Raw genomic sequence first — 17,273 nt, forward strand, 5'->3', positions numbered from 1 at the left:
TTCAGGTGCCAGGCAGGGGCTTCAGTCGCGCGACCTGCTCTAGCCGTCGCTTTTCCAGAACGATTTCGCGCGGCACCCACTCGTATTTCGTATCTTCCGGCAGCGGAGACCAGAATAAGGTGCCACCGTACCGCCAGGGGTCCAGTACGACACCATCATACATAGTTTCCCCTTTGCGGCTGATGATGGCGGTACTGTGGTCGATGCGGAACGGGTTATCTGCATTGGCGATGGCGCGATGCATCTCCAGCGTTTGAAAGCCTTCCTGATCCAGCCGCCGTTCGATGTCTTCGGCCCAATGCCAGCACAACCCCCGGGGGCGCAAACCCTTGTTGACCTTGGCGTTGTGAATCAGTGGGGGATCGGTGATTTCGTATTCCTGTGCTAACTGCGCGGTATAGGAATAAGCGATGCGCGCCGCACGCTCTGCTTCTTCGGGGTCGATATCCGGGCCAAGGCTGCGAATTTCGGCCGCAAGCCGCTGAACCTCGTCTCCGGTTGACGGCGGTGCGACTGAACAGGCCCCCAGTATTCCAAGCGCAAATACAAACGCCAAAGCTTTGATCATATCCGCGCCTTCAATCCGTGAACCTTGCCGAACCACATTACGAGATTGCGAGGGCAGGCGTCACCCCTTTGGTCGCGCTGCCTTTTCTTCCAGGCCGCTGACGCCCTGACGCCGCGCCAGCTCATCCAACACATCGTCCAAAGCGACGTCACGCGCGGCCAGCATTACGAGAAGATGATACAACACATCCGCAGCCTCAGACGTCAGTTTTGCCTGATCGCCTTTGACAGCCTCGATAATCGCCTCGACGGCCTCTTCCCCGAACTTCTCGGCGCATTTTTCCGGGCCTTTGGCCAGCAGCTTGGCGGTCCAACTGCTGTCTGGATCAGTCTTTTTGCGGGCCTCAATGGTTGCGGCCAGATCTTGCAGGATGCTCATGTCAGCCTCATCGGAATACCTGCGGCTGCCATATGCTCTTTGGCCTCGCGGATTGTGTACTCGCCGAAATGAAAGATCGAAGCGGCAAGAACAGCGCTTGCGCCGCCTTCGGTCACGCCTTCTACCAGATGGTCGAGATTGCCAACACCACCAGAAGCGATAACCGGAACGTCTACGGCGTCGGAAATGGCGCGGGTCAGAGGCAGGTTGAACCCAGCTTTCGTGCCGTCGCGATCCATCGAAGTTAGCAGGATTTCCCCGGCACCCTTGGCGACCACGGTTTTCGCGAATTCAACTGCGTCGATACCTGTGGGCTTGCGCCCGCCATGGGTGAATATCTCCCACTTTCCGGGGCTGACAGTTTTGGCGTCGATCGCGCAGACGATGCACTGGCTGCCAAACTGATCCGCCGATTCCGCGATCACATCCGGGTTCGCCACAGCCGCCGAGTTGAAGCTGACCTTGTCAGCACCGGCCAGCAGCAGGGCGCGCACGTCTTCTTTGGTGCGCACACCGCCGCCCACGGTCAGAGGCACAAAGCACTGTTCGGCAGTCCGTTGGACCACATCGAACATGGTGCCTCGGTTTTCATGGGTGGCGTGGATATCGAGAAAACAGATCTCATCGGCTCCGGCCGCGTCATAAGCTTTTGCCGACTCTACCGGATCGCCCGCATCACGCAGGCCAACAAAATTGACGCCCTTGACCACACGGCCATCGGCGACATCCAGACAGGGAATGATGCGGGTTTTTAGCATGTGGTATCCTCTATAACGGGCACCTCTAACGGCAAAGCCCCGCCGATGCCAGACTTGTGATTGCCGCACGGCGCAAAGCTGTGAAAACTGGGGTGAAATTCAATAAAGGAATTCCGATATGCACAAACTGATACTGGCAACGTTTCTGATTTTCGGAGGTACTCTGTCCGCTATGGCTGACGATATTATCAAAATCCCTACAGACAAATCTGTCGCTGAAGCACTGGATGCGCTCGAGGCAGCCGTTGGCAATGCGGGCGCAACCGTATTCGCCCGGGTCGACCATGCAGCCGGTGCCGAAAAAGTTGGTACCCCGATCCCCGCCAATCAGGTCCTAATCTTTGGCAATCCTGAGTTGGGCACACCCGCGATGCAGATCGACCCGAGGGCCGGCCTGTTCCTGCCGTTGAAGGTTCAGGCTTATCAAGACGCTGTTGGTCAGGTTTGGCTGGCCTATGAAGACCCCAAAGAGACAATGGACGAGTTGGACGAGGTCGAGAATTCGCCGGTGATCGAAAAAATGCGCGGCGCATTGGCCAAGTTGACTGCTGCGGCCACGCAGTAACCTAGTTCAGGGCGCGGATGGCTTCGGCCAGATCAATCGCGCCGTCGTAAAGTGCGCGCCCTGAAATCGCGCCGTCCAGCTCCACGCCGCAATCACGCAGAGCGATCAGATCGTCCAAAGAGCTGACGCCGCCTGACGCGATCACTGGAATTGACACGGCCCGGGCAAGGTCGGCAGTTGCCTCGATATTGGGGCCCTGCATGGCTCCGTCGCGGTTGATGTCAGTATAGATGATGGCCGCAACGCCCGCGTCCTCGAAGCTGCGGGCAAGATCGGTTACTTGCACGTCCGTTTCTTCGGCCCAGCCTTTGGTGGCAACCATGCCGTTGCGGGCATCGATGCCCACGGCGACCTTGCCGGGGAATTCACGCGCCGCCTCGCGCACCAGGTCAGGGTTCTCTACTGCCACAGTGCCCAGAATAACCCGCGCCAGTCCTTTGCTGATCCATGTTTCGATGGTGGCCATGTCGCGGATGCCGCCGCCCAGTTGTGCGGGTACGTTGCAGGCCGCCAGAATCGCCTCGACCGGTGCAGCATTGACAGGCTCGCCCGCGAAGGCACCGTTCAGATCAACCAGATGCAGCCAGTCACAACCGGCATCAACGAAGGCTTTGGCCTGCGCCGCAGGGTCTTCGTTGAATACGGTTGCCTTGTCCATTTCACCGCGCAGCAGGCGCACGGCCTGGCCGTCTTTGAGGTCGATAGCGGGGTAGAGGATCATTTTGGGCGGCCCTATATCGGAGTTGTACGCGCGGGATATCGCACAAGCCGGATAGGGGATGCAACGCGACGTGGGGTTAATCTTGCCGGTTCGGTTGCTGCGCGACACAGTACCGCCATCTAAGGGAGAACATCATGAAACACTCAATCATTGCAGCGGCAGCCCTGTGCGTTTTTTCCACGGTAGCATCGGCTGACCCAGTTGACGGTCTGTGGAAGACCGAACCCGGCGACGAAGGCGGCTATCTGCACGTGACGATTGCACCGTGCGGCAGTGCGATCTGCGGTACCATCGACACCGCGTTTGATGGCAACGGCAATCAGCAACTTTCCTATGAGAACCTGGGCAAAAAGATCATCTGGGACATGGAGCCCGAGGGCAACGGCGCTTATGACAACGGCAAGATCTGGGCGCCGGACCGGGACAAGACCTATAACTCGAAGATGACGCTGGACAGCCAGAATGCGCTGACCGTCAAGGGTTGTGTCGCGGGTGGTCTGGTCTGCCGTGGTCAGACCTGGACCCGCGTTCAATAAGGGCTCAGGGGGCCCAGGTAAGGAAATTCCCGATCATACGCAGGCCCACATCCTGGCTTTTTTCGGGATGAAATTGCATACCAATCATCGTGTCGCGGCCGATCACGGCCGTGACTTCCTGACCATAATCCACATAGGCCAGCCGTTGCGCCGGATCGGTGACGCGAAAATGGTAGGAGTGGACGAAATAGGTATGGTCGCCCGACTTCACCCCGTCAAAGACCGGGTGATCACATTCGAAAACCAGATTATTCCAGCCCATATGCGGCACCTTTAGCGCGCTGTCGGAAGGGGCGATGCGCACCACGTCCCCGGCAACCCAGTTCAGACCGTCAGTCTCGGTGTATTCATGGCCTTTTGACGCCATCAGCTGCATCCCGACGCAGATACCCAGAAACGGTCGCCCCTTTTGCTCAACCGCCTCGACCATGGCGTCATAAATACCTTTGTGGCCCCGCAACTCGGCAGCGCAGGCGGGAAACGCGCCGTCGCCCGGCAGAACCAGACGATCCGCGCGCGCAACGACGTCTGCGTCCGAGGTCACAACCACCTCGCCCGCATTCAACTCGCTCGCCATGCGTTGAAACGCCTTCTCTGCCGAGTGCAGATTGCCGCTCTCATAGTCGATAATGGCTGTCAGCATTTACAGCGCGCCCTTGGTGGACGGAATCGCATCGGCCTTGCGCGGGTCGGTTTCAACCGCCAGACGCAACGCGCGCGCGACCGCCTTGAACGCTGCCTCGGCAATGTGGTGGCTGTTGAACCCGTGCAATTGGTCGATATGCAGTGTGATGCCGCCATGGGTGGCCAGCGCCTGAAAGAACTCACGCACTAATTCGGTGTCGAACGTGCCGATCTTGGGCGTGGGCAGGTCGACATTCCAGATCAGGAACGGACGGCCAGACAGGTCCAGCGCGCAGCGTACCTGCGCATCATCCATAGGCAGGTGGCATTCGCCATACCGGCGGATGCCCTTCTTGTCACCCAACGCCTGCGTCAGCGCCTGACCCAGCGCAATCCCCGTATCCTCGACGGTGTGGTGGTCGTCGATGTGGTAATCACCCTTGGCGCGGATCGTCATGTCGATCAGCGAATGGCGCGCAAGCTGGTCCAGCATGTGATCGAAGAACCCGACGCCTGTCTGGTTGTCATACTGGCCGGTGCCGTCCAGATTGACCTCGACCGAGATTTCGGTCTCGGCGGTCTGACGGCTGATCTTTGCGCTGCGCATGGGCGAATTCCTTTTGCTACAGCCGCGCTTATAGACGCGGAGGGGCAGCACTTTCCAGACCGCATCTGTCTTTCCCGCCAAACTGTTGCAGGGGATTGCACCCCGGCGCGGCCCGTGCCAGCCTGCAAGCAACCTGAACAACCAAGGCTCGGCCCATGTCCACCTGCGTCTTCATCCAAATCCGCTGCAAACCCGGCACAACATACAAGGTGGCCGAGGAAATCGCCCTGCGCGAAATCCATTCCGAGCTGTATTCGACCAGCGGCGAATACGATCTGCTGCTAAAGCTCTATATCCCCGAGACCGAAGATGTCGGGCATTTCATCAACGAACATCTGCTGGTGATACCGAATATAGAAAGGTCGCTGACCACGATGACATTCAAGGCGTTCTAGATCAGGCGACAGTCTCGGCGGGCGGGTCCATCGGTATGGTCCCGCTTAGTAAAACGCCTCCGCGCGATTGACGGTCTGTCGCGCCCGCACGCAGAAAGCGCTGACATCCAAAAAGCACCATGAGCGGAACCGCCAGCGTTATCAGGTAGTTCTGTCCCATGGCTGCGGACCAGACAATCCCGGCGACGCACAGCGCCAACATTGCCGTGGAATGGATGCGCGTTTGCTTGGCGCTTTTTGCGTCATAGGTCAGAAAGCCTTTGGCTGTGAACAGGGTCAACACAACGCCCGTTAAGAAAACACTGCCCAGCACAAGTGAGTCGATATTGCCGATCAATAGATCAGCTGCGTTCCGGCTGCCGGACAGCACCAGAATTTCGATCAAAGGTGTTATGACCACCATGAAAATATTGATCCCCAACAAGATGGGATGTGCGCGCAGAACCCGTTTGACATACGCCAGGCACACAAGGGTCGCGAGCACGGTTCCGACCCACTCGGCCAGACGCAAATCGTCAGTGGCACGGGACAGGATCAAAAAGCTGATCCCCGGCAGGTTCTCGAACATGTCCTGCAACAGCCGTTTTTGGTGTTCTCCCAGCATGCATAAAGTCCCTGCGCATAAGGTTGGACGTCGAAGCGGGGTCTCGAAACCTGGCGTTAGCCAAGTTCGAACGTGGTCACTCCGAAGATTCGGTTGAGGTCAATTTCCGGTTCGTGATCGGAATACATCCGGGCGGTTTCGAAGACTTTGGTCAACCCTACCTGTCTGGCCATTGCAAACGCGGCATCGTTGGGTTGTGGCATGTCGACAAAGACGTCGTGATCGTGATGATCTTGGGGTACAGCGGCCAGTAAGCTGGCCAAAAGTGCCTGCGCGATGCCAACCTCATCCGCAAAAAGTGGACCAACCTTGTAACCCGATCGGCAGGGGCGCAGGGTGGCATAGCCCTTTATCTGACCGTTCTCGGAATAAACGCGTGAAATATGATCCGATGCGCCCAGCCAGCTTTGCAGGAACGCGTCGCGCGGGGCAGGGAACAATTTACGATCATAGGCGCGCAGCGCGTTTGTGGCAGATTCCAGTGGTGCAACGCCGTTACCCAGCACCTGACCAAGTTCCGGTAGGACTTCACCGATGGTCCCGCCGAACCGATAATTGTTATAGGCAAAGGAAAAGCCTGACTTTCGGTAGTTGTCCTGCTGCTCGACCACGCCATCCAGCCCCATATTGCGCCCCTCGCAATGCGCTAGAGCATGCTGCGCGATCTCTAGCCCGTGACCGTGGTGACGAAACTCGGGGCGCACGATGTAAAAACCCAGGAAGGCAAACGCGTCATCGTAGTTCACCGCTGAGACCGAGGCGATCATGTCCCCATCAAGGAACCCGCCCAAGAACCCTTCCGGGTCAGTGGAGCGGAAACATTCCGCATCGCGCAAGCCCGGATTCCATCCTTCGCTGCCTGCCCAATCGACGGCATACTGCAACTCTACGGCCGAAAGGGGCCGGATAGAATAATCTGACATCGTTAAAATCCTGCAATCGTTAATGCCAATACAATGGCGCAACATTCGGCAGGAAACCAGAAAAGTTTAGGAAACAATCGTATCTGGAGCGGGCGAGGCGATTCGAACGCCCGACCCTAACCTTGGCAAGGTTATGCTCTACCCCTGAGCTACGCCCGCATCAGATACATATGTATCGGTCCTAAAGACCTCTCAATGGAGCGGGCGAGGCGATTCGAACGCCCGACCCTAACCTTGGCAAGGTTATGCTCTACCCCTGAGCTACGCCCGCGCCGTTGAGTGAGGAGGGATGTATAAATTCCCAAGCGGGGCTGCAAGCGGAAAAACGCATCTCTTGGAAAATTTCTTTTTTGGCGACGGAACTCTTCTGTGAATGCGTTGAAGGTTCAGAGAGTTGCAAAAAACGACGGAGGTGACAGGTGAAACCCAAAGAAAGATACAAAATCACGGCATTGGCCATTTTAATGACAATTGCCGCGATCTTATCGCATATTCCAGCAGAGCAGAGCGTCGAGCCAACTCAGGTCTGGACGTCGGCCCATACGATAGTGTCCAAACCTCTGACAGGTTGAACGCCTTTCGGCGTTTCAGCCCGAGAACAACTCAAAGCGCTAGAACAAGGTTGGCGACAGCAGCAATCAGCAAAACAGCGAATGTCAGAATCATGCCCATCTGACGCAGAATGACGATCTGCGGTGTTTTGCCGAACCCATAGGCGTGGAACACCCTGCCCGTCAGTAGGCCAAGGCCCAGAATGTTCACCAATACGCCCCCGGCACCCTGAAGCTCGACCATCGCGATCAGCAACAAGGCAAACGGCGCGTATTCCGCAAAGTTGGAATGCGTGCGAATGGACTTGAGCATACTGTCGTCACCAGAGTCGCCGTAGGAAATCTTCTGTGTCCGGCGCGTATTGATGACCCATCCGCTGAGAAAGACATAAACGATTGCCAGCAAAGCGGCGTAGATCGGTGTAATGGACAACATGGTTTCCTTCCTTAACTTACGAAAAAGGCCGCCCGGTTGTCCGAGCGGCCCGTCACTTGATCATGAAACTAGAGCGTTCACTCCAGTTCGACCAGCAGGTCCTTTGCGTCAATCTGGCCTCCGGGCTGGACATGAGTGGCCTTGACCACCGCGTCACGTTCGGCATGGATGCCGGTTTCCATCTTCATGGCTTCGATGGTTAGCAACAGATCACCTTCTTTGACCTCTTGACCGGCGGATACGGCTACGGTCGCAACAACCCCCGGCATTGGCGCGCCGATATGGTTGGGATTGCCCGCCTCGGCCTTGGGTCGGGCCTGTGTGGATGACGTCACCAGTCTGTTGGGAACCCGGATCACGCGGGGTTGGCCGTTGAGTTCAAAGAACACTTTGACCTCACCATTCTCGTCAGTCTCACCGATCGCCTGACAGCGGATTTCCAGCGTCTTTCCGGGGTCGATTTCGGCCGTGATCTCTTCGCCGGGGTCCATGCCATAGAAGAAGGTGCGCGTGGGAAGGGTCCGGACCGGACCATAGACCCGGTGGCGGCCCATATAGTCGAGGAACACCTTGGGATACATCAGGTACCCGTTCAGGTCCTCATCATCAACCTCTTTACCTTCCAACTGTTTGGACAACTCGGCGCGGGTGGCCTCAAGATCGACGGCGGGCACGTCCTTGCCGGGGCGTTCGGTGTTGGGTGCCTCATCCTTCAGCACCTTCTTGATGATCGTATCGGGGAACCCGCCCGGAGGCTGACCCAGATTGCCGCGCATCATATCGACGACCGAGTCGGGGAATGCCACATCCGTATCCGCGCTTTCCACGTCATCGCGAGTCAGGCCCTGGCTGACCATCATCAGCGCCATGTCACCCACCACCTTGGACGAGGGCGTCACTTTCACGATATCACCGAACATCTGGTTCACGTCCGCGTACGTCTGCGCGACCTCGTGCCAGCGTTCCTCCAGCCCCAAAGACCGTGCTTGCGCCTTGAGGTTGGTAAACTGACCGCCGGGCATTTCGTGCAAATACACTTCAGACGCCGGGGCCTGAAGGCCGGATTCGAATGCCGCGTACTGACCGCGCACGGCCTCGAAATAATCGCTGATCTCACGGATCGCCTTGATGTCCAGCCCGGTGTCGCGATCGGTGTGGCGCAGGGCCTCGACCACGGTGCCCAACGTCGCCTGAGAGGTGTTGCCGCTGAAACTGTCCATGGCGCAATCCACCGCGTCCACGCCCGCCTCGGACGCCGCCAGAATGGTGGCGCTGGCGATGCCTGCGGTGTCGTGGGTGTGGAAATGGATCGGCAGCCCAACCTCTTCTTTCAGCGCGCGGATCAGAATCTTGGCCGAGGCTGGCTTCATCAGCCCCGCCATATCCTTCAGTCCCAGCACATGCGCGCCCGCGTCGCGCAGCTCTTTCGCCATGCCGACATAATATTTCAGGTCATACTTGGCACGATCGGGGTCCAGAATATCGCCGGTATAGCAAACGGTGCCTTCACAGATTTTGCCGTTCTCGACGACTGCATCCATAGCTACTCGCATATTCTCGACCCAGTTGAGCGAGTCGAACACACGGAACACGTCGATGTTCTGCGATGCTTGCCGGACGAACTCCTGCACCACATTGTCGGGATAGTTGGTATACCCAACCCCGTTCGCGCCACGCAGCAGCATCTGGGTCATCAGGTTCGGCATCGCCTCGCGCAGGTCGCGCAGTCGTTGCCACGGGCATTCCTGAAGGAACCGATAAGCCACGTCGAACGTCGCACCGCCCCAGCATTCGACGCTGAACAGTTGCGGCAGGTTCGCCGCGAAAGTCGGAGCGACCTTGATCATGTCGATCGACCGCATCCGGGTGGCCAGCAGCGACTGATGCCCGTCGCGCATGGTCGTGTCGGTGATCAGCAACTGCCGCTGGGCCTTCATCCAGTCAGCCACGGCGTGCGGACCTTTTTGTTCAAGCAGGTTGCGCGTGCCCATCTGCGGCTCGGCCTTCAGTGCGGGGGGCTTAGCCTCTTTAAGATCGGCGCGGGGTTCGGGGCGGTCCTTGGTTTCGGGATGCCCGTTCACGGTGATGTCCGCGATATAGGTCAGAACCTTGGTGCCCCGGTCGCGGCGGCGCTGAAAGCTGAACAAGTCGGGCGTCGTGTCGATGAATTTGGTGGTGTATTCGTTCGACAGGAAGGTCGGGTGTTTCAGCAGGTTGATAACAAAGTCGATATTGGTGCTGACGCCGCGAATACGGAATTCGCGCAGGGCGCGGTCCATCCGCGCTATTGCGGCCTGCGGCGTGGGGGCCTTGGCCGTCACCTTGGTCAGCAACGAGTCGTAATACCGCGTGATCACCCCACCTGCGTAGGCCGTGCCTCCATCCAGACGGATGCCCATCCCGGTGGCTGAGCGATAAGCAGTGATGCGGCCATAATCGGGGATGAAGTTGTTCTGCGGGTCCTCGGTGGTGACGCGGGTCTGCAGCGCGTGGCCGTTCAGATGCACATCCGACTGGCTGGCCGCTCCGGTGGCCTCGGCCAGAGTCTTCCCCTCGGCGATCAGAATCTGCGCCTGCACGATGTCAATGCCCGTGACCTCTTCGGTGACGGTGTGTTCAACCTGAACGCGGGGGTTTACTTCGATGAAGTAGAACTTGCCGGTTTCCATATCCATCAGGAATTCGACCGTGCCCGCGCATTCGTAGTTCACATGGGCGCAGATCTTGCGGCCCAACTCACAGATCTCTGCACGCTGTTCGTCGGAAAGATACGGGGCAGGGGCGCGTTCCACGACCTTCTGGTTGCGGCGCTGCACAGAGCAGTCGCGTTCATAGAGGTGGTAAATCTCACCATGCTTGTCGCCCAGAATCTGCACTTCGACATGGCGGGCGCGGGTGATCATCTTTTCCAGATAGCCTTCGCCATTGCCAAAGGCGGCTTCGGCCTCGCGGCGGCCTTCCAGAACTTTTTCTTCCAGCTCATCCTCGGATTCGATGGGGCGCATCCCGCGTCCGCCGCCGCCCCAAGATGCTTTCAGCATCAAGGGATAGCCGATCTCGGCGGCCTCAGCACGGATCGCATCCATGTCGTCACCTAGGACCTCGGTCGCCGGGATGACCGGCACGCCTGCCTCAATCGCAACGCGCCTGGCACTGGCCTTGTCACCAAGGGCGCGCATTGTTTCTGCCTTGGGGCCGATGAAGGTGATGCCGTTTTGCACACAGGCATCCACGAAATCGGGATTTTCCGACAACAGGCCGTAACCGGGATGGATCGCATCAGCACCGCATTCCTTGGCGACGCGAATGATCTCATCAATGCTGAGATATGCTACAACCGGGCCCATCCCTTCACCGATGCGATATGCCTCATCCGCCTTGAAGCGATGCAGGCCCAGCTTGTCTTCTTCGGCGAAGACAGCGACGGTGCGTTTGCCCATCTCGTTGGCCGCGCGCATCACGCGAATGGCAATCTCGCCGCGATTGGCGATCAGGATCTTGTTAAAGTCGGTCATGTCAGGTCCCGGTCCTACTTCTTTGGCCGTGTTGATAGGCGGACAATACGCGCACGTAAATCAGTCGTTCTGGGTAGAACCGGCATGTTAACGCTCGCAAACGCCTTCTGTTAGCGCTATCTTATTACACGCGCTGCGCTGCGGCATCAATCCAGTGTTAGGCTAGGAGGGATCTGCCCCAGATTTTCGGCGCCCAGTTGGCCCATATTCGCCTGTAGATCCTGCCGCAAAATGTCGATCACATGCGCTGGTCCATTCTGACCTAATGCGGCCAAACCGTACATGAAGCCACGGCCCAGCATGACAAAATCAGCCCCAAGTGCCAGCGCACGCAGTATGTCCAGCCCGCTTTCAACCCCGCTGTCGAAGATAAGGGGAAGGTCGGTCGCCGCCCGGATCGCTGGCAGGGCCTCAATACTGGATGGTGCTGCATCAAACTGCCGCCCCCCGTGATTCGAAATCCAGATCGCGTCAACGCCGGCCTTCTTAAGGGGCTCTGCGTCCTCGGCCCGCATCACGCCTTTGACGATTAGGTTGCCATCCCATGCATCCCGCAGCCAGTGCACATACTCCATATCCGGCGATGTTCTAAGCAGATACCCGACATGCGCCGTCGGGGGCAGGTTGCTGGAGTTGTCGGTGTATTTGTCCAGTGTCCGCATCCTTGGCGGGCCACTACGTGCCATTGCCATGGCCCATGCCGGACGCTGCGCAATCTGCATTAGCAAGCGCGGGGTCAGTTTAGGCGGGTTGGTCAGGCCAGACCGCGTCTGGCGTTCGCGTCGTGACGCAACGGGAACATCAGCAGTCATCACCAGTGTCGAAAATCCCGCCTGTTTTACTCGATCCAGCAAGTCCCGGCGAATGTCGGGGTCTTTTGGCGGGTAAAGCTGAAACCACGCATTCTGTCCCAGATGAGGGGCCACATCCTCGGGGCTTTGCGTGGCGACGTTTGACAGGGTAAAGGGCAGGCCAGCCGTCGCTGCCGCCCGGGCTAACAACTCCTCGGCGTCGGGCCAGATCAACCCCGCCATGCCGATCGGTGCGACTCCAAACGGCAATGGATAGGTTTGACCCAAAAATTGACGCTGTGTGTCAAACTCCAACGGGCCATGCAGGATCGACGGCAGAAACCCCATGCGATCCAGTGAGACCCTGTTGCGTCGCAAAGTTGCCTCGGACCCGGTTCCGCTATCCAGATACTCCCACACGAAATGCGGAATCCTGCGTTTGGCGCGGCGTTTTAGGTCGGCAATTCCGGGATAGCTGCTGTGTAGGTCCATACGGATTGATCAGACCTAAGGCGCGATTCGGCAAGCACATTACCCTTTTGGCGCGTTTGGTTTCACTTTCTGGCACCCGTAAATCCGACGGTAAACAGCGCACACAAGCGTTGAAAGAAGGCCAACGGTCTGTCGGGCCACCATACCAATCCGAGTAGAATTGGTGTGAAATCAATGCGGAATGTCTTGTGAACAAGGCGTGAACAAACTCTTTCCCTCGCGGCGTAACCAGCGTAGTTTGACGATATGAGCAGTTTCGACGAAATGGACGCCTTCGAAGGCGCATCGCTGTCTGCGCGGGCCATGGCCGCGCGGCCTATGCCTTATCTGGACGAATTGAATCCAGCGCAGCGTGAAGCTGTCGAGCGGTTGGATGGTCCTGTGCTGATGTTGGCTGGTGCCGGGACAGGTAAAACCAAGGCGCTGACGGCGCGGATAGCCCATCTGCTCAGTACTGGACGCGCGCGACCCAACGAAATTTTGTCGGTCACTTTCACCAATAAGGCCGCGCGCGAGATGAAAGAACGTGTGGGCCGCCTGCTAGGACAACCCGCCGAGGGGATGCCGTGGCTGGGGACGTTTCACTCGATCTGCGTCAAGCTGCTGCGCCGTCACGCGGAACTGGTCGATCTGAAATCGAATTTCACCATTCTGGATACGGATGATCAGCTACGGCTGCTCAAGCAACTAATCCAAGCGGCCAATATTGATGACAAACGCTGGCCCGCGCGAATGCTGGCGGGGATTATCGACGATTGGAAGAACCGTGCTCTGACACCCGATAAGGTGCCCGCTGCAGATGCGGGGGCGTATAACAACAAAGGTATTGCGCTGTATGCCCAATACCAAACCCGCCTACGCGAGCTGAACGCGGTCGATTTCGGTGACCTCCTGTTGCACATGGTCACGATTTTTCAGACCCACGCGGATGTTCTTGAGCAATATCAACGCTGGTTCCGGTACATTCTGGTGGACGAGTATCAGGATACCAACGTCGCCCAATACCTGTGGCTGCGGCTGTTGGCCGGGGCGCATAAGAATATCTGTTGCGTGGGCGATGATGACCAGTCGATCTATGGCTGGCGCGGGGCCGAGGTGGGCAACATCCTTCGGTTCGAAAAGGATTTCCCAGGCGCGTTCGTGGTGCGGCTGGAACAGAATTACCGCTCGACCCCGCATATTCTGGCCGCAGCTTCGAACGTCATTCGCGGCAATGAAAACCGTCTGGGCAAAGAGCTGTGGACGGATGCCGAAGACGGCCACAAGGTCAATCTGATCGGCCACTGGGATGGCGAGGAAGAGGCCCGTTGGATCGGTGAGGAAATCGACGCCTTGCAGGGTGGAACGCGCGGAATTCGTCCTATGAATCTGGATGAGATCGCCATTCTTGTCCGCGCCTCGCACCAGATGCGCGCGTTCGAGGATCGGTTTCTGACCATTGGCCTGCCCTATAAGGTGATCGGTGGCCCTCGGTTCTATGAGCGGATGGAGATTCGCGATGCCATGGCCTATTTCCGGCTGGTGGTCAGCCCCGGCGACGATCTGGCGTTTGAGCGAATTGTGAACACGCCGAAACGAGGTTTGGGCGACAAGGCGCAGCAGACGATCCAAATGACCGCGCGTGAACACGGTGTTTCGCTGGTCGATGGCGCGCGGATTGCGGTCGACAATGGGCTAATTAAGGGTAAAGGTGGCAAGGCGCTGCGCGAGTTAATCGAGGGGCTGGCGCGCTGGAACGCGATGACGCGCGGCCCGAGGATTGAGGTCGAGGATGATACGGTCATCGACAACGGCGCACCCCTTCGTTTTGGTGAGCCTGAAGTATCGCATATCGAACTGGCGCAGATCATTCTGGATGAATCCGGCTATACGGCCCATTGGCAGAATGAAAAGACGCCCGAGGCACCGGGGCGGTTGGAAAACCTCAAGGAACTGGTCAATCAGTTGGACAATTTCGAGAATCTGCAAGGATTCTTGGAACATGTCAGTCTGGTTATGGATAACGAGCAGGACAGCGACGGCGCCAAGGTCTCGATCATGACGCTGCATGCGGCCAAGGGGTTGGAGTTTCCAGCCGTGTTCCTGCCGGGCTGGGAGGATGGCTTGTTCCCGTCACAGCGGTCAATGGACGAATCCGGTATCAAGGGGCTCGAGGAAGAGCGGCGCTTGGCCTATGTGGGAATTACCCGCGCCGAAGAAGTTTGCACGATTTCCTTTGCTGCAAATCGGCGGGTGTTCGGGCAGTGGCAGAACTCCATGCCTTCGCGATTCATTGATGAATTGCCGGAAGATCACGTGGAAGTTCTGACGCCTCCGGGTCTTTACGGTGGGGGGCAGGTTACGGCCAGCATCGAAAGCCGAGCAGCCGAAGCGAATGTCTATAATTCCCCGGGCTGGAAAAGGATGCAGGCGCGTCAGGGGCAATATGGGACGTCTCAGCCCCGCGAAAGCCGGAACACTGTGATTGATGCGACAGCGGTGGCCAGTTTCACCTTGGGTGAACGGGTTTTTCACCAGAAGTTCGGCTATGGCGCGGTGATTGGCATTGAGGGTGACAAGGTCGAAGTCGATTTCGACAAGGCCGGGGTGAAGAAGGTCGTCTCGCGGTTCTTATCTGCCAAGGATGACGTGCCGTTCTGAGTTATTGTGAGGCTCTGCCTCGCGCTCCGAAGTATTTTAACAGAAGAAGCAGGGGGCGTTTGCGTCCCCTTTTTTGTTTTTGGGCAAAGAAAAACGGCGGTTTCCAGGGAGGAGGAGAGGAAACCGCCGTTCTTTGCAACATCGAGACAGGGAGGAGGAGAGTCCCGATGTATCCGAACCCGGGTTTGATCCCGGTATGTGTAAGTCGCGACGACACCAGGGAGGAGGAGAGGTGTCGTCGCGCTCTTTCAACATCAGGGCAGGGAGGAGGAGAGCCCCGATGTATCCGTCTCCGGGTCTGATCCCGGTATCTGTAAGACGCGGCGACGTCAGGGAGGAGGAGAGACGTCGCCGCGCGCTTTCAACACCGGGAAAGGGAGGAGGAGTACCCGGTGTGTCGGTTTCCGGCAGGTTGGGCCGGTATTTGGTGCAGCGGCATCAGGGAGGAGGAGAGATGCCGCTGCTGTAATACAGGTCCTAAAGGGAGGAGGAAGGACCTGATCTCGGTTATGTCGTGCCGCGATTAACGCGCGGCGAATTCTTCTGCGGCCTGAAGTGCCAGCCGGCGGATCATTGAGCGGTGCAGGCCCAGATCGGCCAGTTCGCGGTTCGAAAGTTCAGACAGTTCATTTACGGTCTGACGATAGACGCGGTGACGCGCGTACCGGGCCTTTGCGGCCTCGATCAACGAAGCCAAGCCGGTTGCGGGCGCGTTCTTCAGCGCAGTATGATGTGTTGCTACAGCCATGTGCGTAACCCGGTTTGTATGTTGTCGCCGGAGTGTTCCAGCGCTTGCTTGGTTACAAAAATAGGCAAATGCTGCGCCTGCACAATAGCCTACGTAGTCATTGCTGCTATGCAGCAAACGCATGGATATCAACAAGTTGTAAACCTTGCGGTGAAAGTGCCTTTAAAATATGACTTTTGGCCGCTTGCGCATGAGGGGCATCGCCTCGGCGCGATTTCAGGGTGCATGGGTTTGCCCCTTGATTGGGCGGCATATTCCGAAATTTGTGCATATTGTAAATCCCGTCTTGAGAGTTGAGGCGCGGGCTGGGCGAAATTTAGAGCTATGGGAATTCGTGGGCGCGCCCTGGGCTGCAGTTGAATTTAGGTGGTGCAGCCATGTCTGAGGCTGGGTGATTCGACTAATTTTGTGCGGTGTTGCCGTGTGGTTGGGGCTGGGAATCACAAAAATTGAAAAATTTTTGGGAAATCATGGGATAGATTGGGTCAACGTGACTGCAACTATATGTGGTGCCTAAATTCTGCAGGCAGACAATTTATGGTGCAATTAGTGGTCTTTCCTTTTGGTTGCGGCCTTATTAGGATGGGTCTTCAGTCATGAGCGGGCGAATTTTCCTATTGATTTCCATGAATTCCCATGTCATCCCTTATGCATCCGATGAGGACGAGGCACATGGGGCACCAAACGACCCCGAACCAATAAAATTCAGGTTTCATACAGGCATCTCGCTTTCATCACTCAAGAGATCCGGCGCGCGGGCGAGCAGACATCCCCCCAGGTGGCGCGCGCAGCTGGACTTCCCGCTCAGCGGGTCAATGCGGCGGGTTGATCAGTGGCAGCAGATCAACCCGCCGTTTTTCATCCGGGGGGAACGTGAATTTTAGGTGGGGCGCAAGCGAAAGGGACAGTCGTCTTGGCGCGCAGGTTTAGAGGTGAAAGCCACCATAAGGTGGACACGAAGGGCAGGGTCTCGATCCCGGCCTCTTTTCGCCGTGTGCTTGAATCCTGTGACCCCAATTGGCAGCCCGGCGATAATCCAGAGCTTGTTATTGTCTACGGCGATCACCGCCGGAAGTTTCTTGAATGCTATACGATGCGGGCGATCGACGAGGTTGATGACAAGATCGACGCGCTGCCGCGTGGTTCGATGCAGCGGAAACTGCTGCAACGCATGTTCCACGGTCAGTCTTTCCCGACCACGGTGGATGAGACCGGTCGTCTGGTGTTGCCTGCTAAGTTGCGCAACAAGATCGGACTTGAGGGCGAGGCGTTCTTTATTGCCGCCGGGGACACGTTCCAGATTTGGAAGCCCGAAACATATGAATCGGAAGAACTGGCTTCGGCCGAAGAATGGTTGGACGAACAGCCAGGGGACTTTGACCCTCTGGAGTTCCTAGACGGCACCGGGGATGCGTAACGGC

At 57.7% G+C, this 17,273-nt stretch carries 17 protein-coding genes and 2 tRNA genes; 5 read left to right on the top strand and 14 right to left on the bottom strand.

Features of this window, described 5'->3' with window-relative positions; all coding sequences use genetic code 11:
- Window position 1 precedes the first annotated feature (1 nt).
- Genes GOV88_RS04920 through hisF form a run of 3 tightly spaced genes read right to left on the bottom strand, consistent with a single transcriptional unit; the run spans window position 2 to window position 1,704 of the window.
- Complete coding sequence (locus tag GOV88_RS04920) at window positions 2-568, bottom strand: hypothetical protein (protein ID WP_171122471.1); 567 nt, start codon at window positions 566-568, stop codon at window positions 2-4.
- Between the two features lie 60 nt (window positions 569-628).
- On the bottom strand, window positions 629-946 hold the full coding sequence (locus GOV88_RS04925) for a phosphoribosyl-ATP diphosphatase (protein ID WP_171120606.1): 318 nt from the start codon (window positions 944-946) through the stop codon (window positions 629-631).
- Window positions 943-1,704, bottom strand: a complete 762-nt coding sequence (gene hisF / locus GOV88_RS04930; RefSeq protein WP_170384425.1) for an imidazole glycerol phosphate synthase subunit HisF — start codon at window positions 1,702-1,704, stop codon at window positions 943-945. The genes GOV88_RS04925 and hisF overlap by 4 nt, the downstream gene beginning before the upstream one ends.
- A 118-nt stretch (window positions 1,705-1,822) precedes the next feature.
- Between hisF and GOV88_RS04935 the strand changes: the two genes are divergently transcribed.
- Window positions 1,823-2,269: a DUF302 domain-containing protein gene (locus tag GOV88_RS04935; protein ID WP_254449168.1), complete on the top strand. Its 447-nt coding sequence runs from the start codon at window positions 1,823-1,825 to the stop codon at window positions 2,267-2,269.
- Between the two features lies 1 nt (window position 2,270).
- Here GOV88_RS04935 and hisA read toward each other — a convergent pair whose 3' ends face one another.
- Window positions 2,271-2,990, bottom strand: coding sequence for a 1-(5-phosphoribosyl)-5-[(5-phosphoribosylamino)methylideneamino]imidazole-4-carboxamide isomerase (gene hisA, locus GOV88_RS04940; protein ID WP_171122473.1), 720 nt, complete (start codon window positions 2,988-2,990; stop codon window positions 2,271-2,273).
- Between the two features lie 134 nt (window positions 2,991-3,124).
- Between hisA and GOV88_RS04945 the strand changes: the two genes are divergently transcribed.
- The gene (locus GOV88_RS04945; protein ID WP_171120614.1) at window positions 3,125-3,526 is read left to right on the top strand and encodes a DUF2147 domain-containing protein; all 402 of its coding nucleotides are present in this window, start codon (window positions 3,125-3,127) and stop codon (window positions 3,524-3,526) included.
- Window positions 3,527-3,530: 4 nt separating this feature from the next.
- On the opposite strand, the gene hisH is transcribed toward GOV88_RS04945, so the two are convergent.
- Window positions 3,531-4,169: an imidazole glycerol phosphate synthase subunit HisH gene (gene hisH, locus GOV88_RS04950; RefSeq protein WP_171239713.1), complete on the bottom strand. Its 639-nt coding sequence runs from the start codon at window positions 4,167-4,169 to the stop codon at window positions 3,531-3,533.
- Window positions 4,170-4,757 (bottom strand): imidazoleglycerol-phosphate dehydratase HisB, encoded by a 588-nt coding sequence (gene hisB / locus GOV88_RS04955; RefSeq protein ID WP_171120619.1) that lies wholly within the window; start codon window positions 4,755-4,757, stop codon window positions 4,170-4,172.
- 155 nt (window positions 4,758-4,912) lie between these two features.
- On the opposite strand from hisB, the gene GOV88_RS04960 reads away from it, so the two are divergent.
- Window positions 4,913-5,152 carry an Lrp/AsnC family transcriptional regulator gene (locus GOV88_RS04960; protein ID WP_050602861.1) on the top strand — a complete coding sequence of 80 codons (240 nt, stop codon included), beginning with the start codon at window positions 4,913-4,915 and terminating at the stop codon, window positions 5,150-5,152.
- 1 nt (window position 5,153) lies between these two features.
- Here GOV88_RS04960 and GOV88_RS04965 read toward each other — a convergent pair whose 3' ends face one another.
- From GOV88_RS04965 to GOV88_RS04995, 7 genes are all read right to left on the bottom strand, one after another.
- A complete protein-coding gene (locus GOV88_RS04965; protein WP_171239714.1) occupies window positions 5,154-5,756 on the bottom strand; it encodes a hypothetical protein in 603 nt (200 codons plus the stop codon).
- 56 nt (window positions 5,757-5,812) lie between these two features.
- Entirely contained in the window at window positions 5,813-6,679 is an 867-nt protein-coding gene (locus GOV88_RS04970) for a GNAT family N-acetyltransferase (RefSeq protein WP_171239715.1), read from the bottom strand.
- 84 nt (window positions 6,680-6,763) lie between these two features.
- Window positions 6,764-6,838: transfer RNA gene (locus GOV88_RS04975), tRNA-Gly, on the bottom strand.
- 37 nt (window positions 6,839-6,875) lie between these two features.
- A tRNA-Gly gene (locus GOV88_RS04980) sits at window positions 6,876-6,950 on the bottom strand.
- A 332-nt stretch (window positions 6,951-7,282) separates the two neighbouring features.
- On the bottom strand, window positions 7,283-7,666 hold the full coding sequence (locus GOV88_RS04985) for an MAPEG family protein (RefSeq protein ID WP_171120624.1): 384 nt from the start codon (window positions 7,664-7,666) through the stop codon (window positions 7,283-7,285).
- Between the two features lie 77 nt (window positions 7,667-7,743).
- On the bottom strand, window positions 7,744-11,181 hold the full coding sequence (locus GOV88_RS04990) for a pyruvate carboxylase (RefSeq protein ID WP_171239716.1): 3,438 nt from the start codon (window positions 11,179-11,181) through the stop codon (window positions 7,744-7,746).
- 146 nt (window positions 11,182-11,327) lie between these two features.
- The gene (locus GOV88_RS04995; RefSeq protein WP_171239717.1) at window positions 11,328-12,464 is read right to left on the bottom strand and encodes an alpha-hydroxy acid oxidase; all 1,137 of its coding nucleotides are present in this window, start codon (window positions 12,462-12,464) and stop codon (window positions 11,328-11,330) included.
- Window positions 12,465-12,710: 246 nt separating this feature from the next.
- Between GOV88_RS04995 and GOV88_RS05000 the strand changes: the two genes are divergently transcribed.
- Entirely contained in the window at window positions 12,711-15,104 is a 2,394-nt protein-coding gene (locus tag GOV88_RS05000; protein ID WP_171210409.1) for an ATP-dependent helicase, read from the top strand.
- A 523-nt stretch (window positions 15,105-15,627) separates the two neighbouring features.
- On the opposite strand, the gene GOV88_RS05005 is transcribed toward GOV88_RS05000, so the two are convergent.
- Complete coding sequence (locus GOV88_RS05005) at window positions 15,628-15,852, bottom strand: DUF1127 domain-containing protein (protein WP_171122487.1); 225 nt, start codon at window positions 15,850-15,852, stop codon at window positions 15,628-15,630.
- Window positions 15,853-16,765: 913 nt separating this feature from the next.
- Between GOV88_RS05005 and mraZ the strand changes: the two genes are divergently transcribed.
- Window positions 16,766-17,269 carry a division/cell wall cluster transcriptional repressor MraZ gene (gene mraZ, locus GOV88_RS05010; RefSeq protein ID WP_170384396.1) on the top strand — a complete coding sequence of 168 codons (504 nt, stop codon included), beginning with the start codon at window positions 16,766-16,768 and terminating at the stop codon, window positions 17,267-17,269.
- The last annotated feature ends 4 nt before the right edge of the window (window positions 17,270-17,273 follow it).

The sequence above is a fragment of the Ruegeria sp. HKCCA5491 genome, from assembly GCF_013034565.1.
Lineage (GTDB): Bacteria > Pseudomonadota > Alphaproteobacteria > Rhodobacterales > Rhodobacteraceae > Ruegeria.

Bases quoted from the DNA above. Each gene is read 5' to 3' on its own strand.
- GOV88_RS04920 (WP_171122471.1), bottom strand. From the start codon at position 568: ATGATCAAAGCTTTGGCGTTTGTATTTGCGCTTGGAATACTGGGGGCC.
- GOV88_RS04925 (WP_171120606.1), bottom strand. From the start codon at position 946: ATGAGCATCCTGCAAGATCTGGCCGCAACCATTGAGGCCCGCAAAAAG.
- hisF (WP_170384425.1), bottom strand. From the start codon at position 1,704: ATGCTAAAAACCCGCATCATTCCCTGTCTGGATGTCGCCGATGGCCGT.
- GOV88_RS04935 (WP_254449168.1), top strand. From the start codon at position 1,823: ATGCACAAACTGATACTGGCAACGTTTCTGATTTTCGGAGGTACTCTG.
- hisA (WP_171122473.1), bottom strand. From the start codon at position 2,990: ATGATCCTCTACCCCGCTATCGACCTCAAAGACGGCCAGGCCGTGCGC.
- GOV88_RS04945 (WP_171120614.1), top strand. From the start codon at position 3,125: ATGAAACACTCAATCATTGCAGCGGCAGCCCTGTGCGTTTTTTCCACG.
- hisH (WP_171239713.1), bottom strand. From the start codon at position 4,169: ATGCTGACAGCCATTATCGACTATGAGAGCGGCAATCTGCACTCGGCA.
- hisB (WP_171120619.1), bottom strand. From the start codon at position 4,757: ATGCGCAGCGCAAAGATCAGCCGTCAGACCGCCGAGACCGAAATCTCG.
- GOV88_RS04960 (WP_050602861.1), top strand. From the start codon at position 4,913: ATGTCCACCTGCGTCTTCATCCAAATCCGCTGCAAACCCGGCACAACA.
- GOV88_RS04965 (WP_171239714.1), bottom strand. From the start codon at position 5,756: ATGCTGGGAGAACACCAAAAACGGCTGTTGCAGGACATGTTCGAGAAC.
- GOV88_RS04970 (WP_171239715.1), bottom strand. From the start codon at position 6,679: ATGTCAGATTATTCTATCCGGCCCCTTTCGGCCGTAGAGTTGCAGTAT.
- GOV88_RS04985 (WP_171120624.1), bottom strand. From the start codon at position 7,666: ATGTTGTCCATTACACCGATCTACGCCGCTTTGCTGGCAATCGTTTAT.
- GOV88_RS04990 (WP_171239716.1), bottom strand. From the start codon at position 11,181: ATGACCGACTTTAACAAGATCCTGATCGCCAATCGCGGCGAGATTGCC.
- GOV88_RS04995 (WP_171239717.1), bottom strand. From the start codon at position 12,464: ATGGACCTACACAGCAGCTATCCCGGAATTGCCGACCTAAAACGCCGC.
- GOV88_RS05000 (WP_171210409.1), top strand. From the start codon at position 12,711: ATGAGCAGTTTCGACGAAATGGACGCCTTCGAAGGCGCATCGCTGTCT.
- GOV88_RS05005 (WP_171122487.1), bottom strand. From the start codon at position 15,852: ATGGCTGTAGCAACACATCATACTGCGCTGAAGAACGCGCCCGCAACC.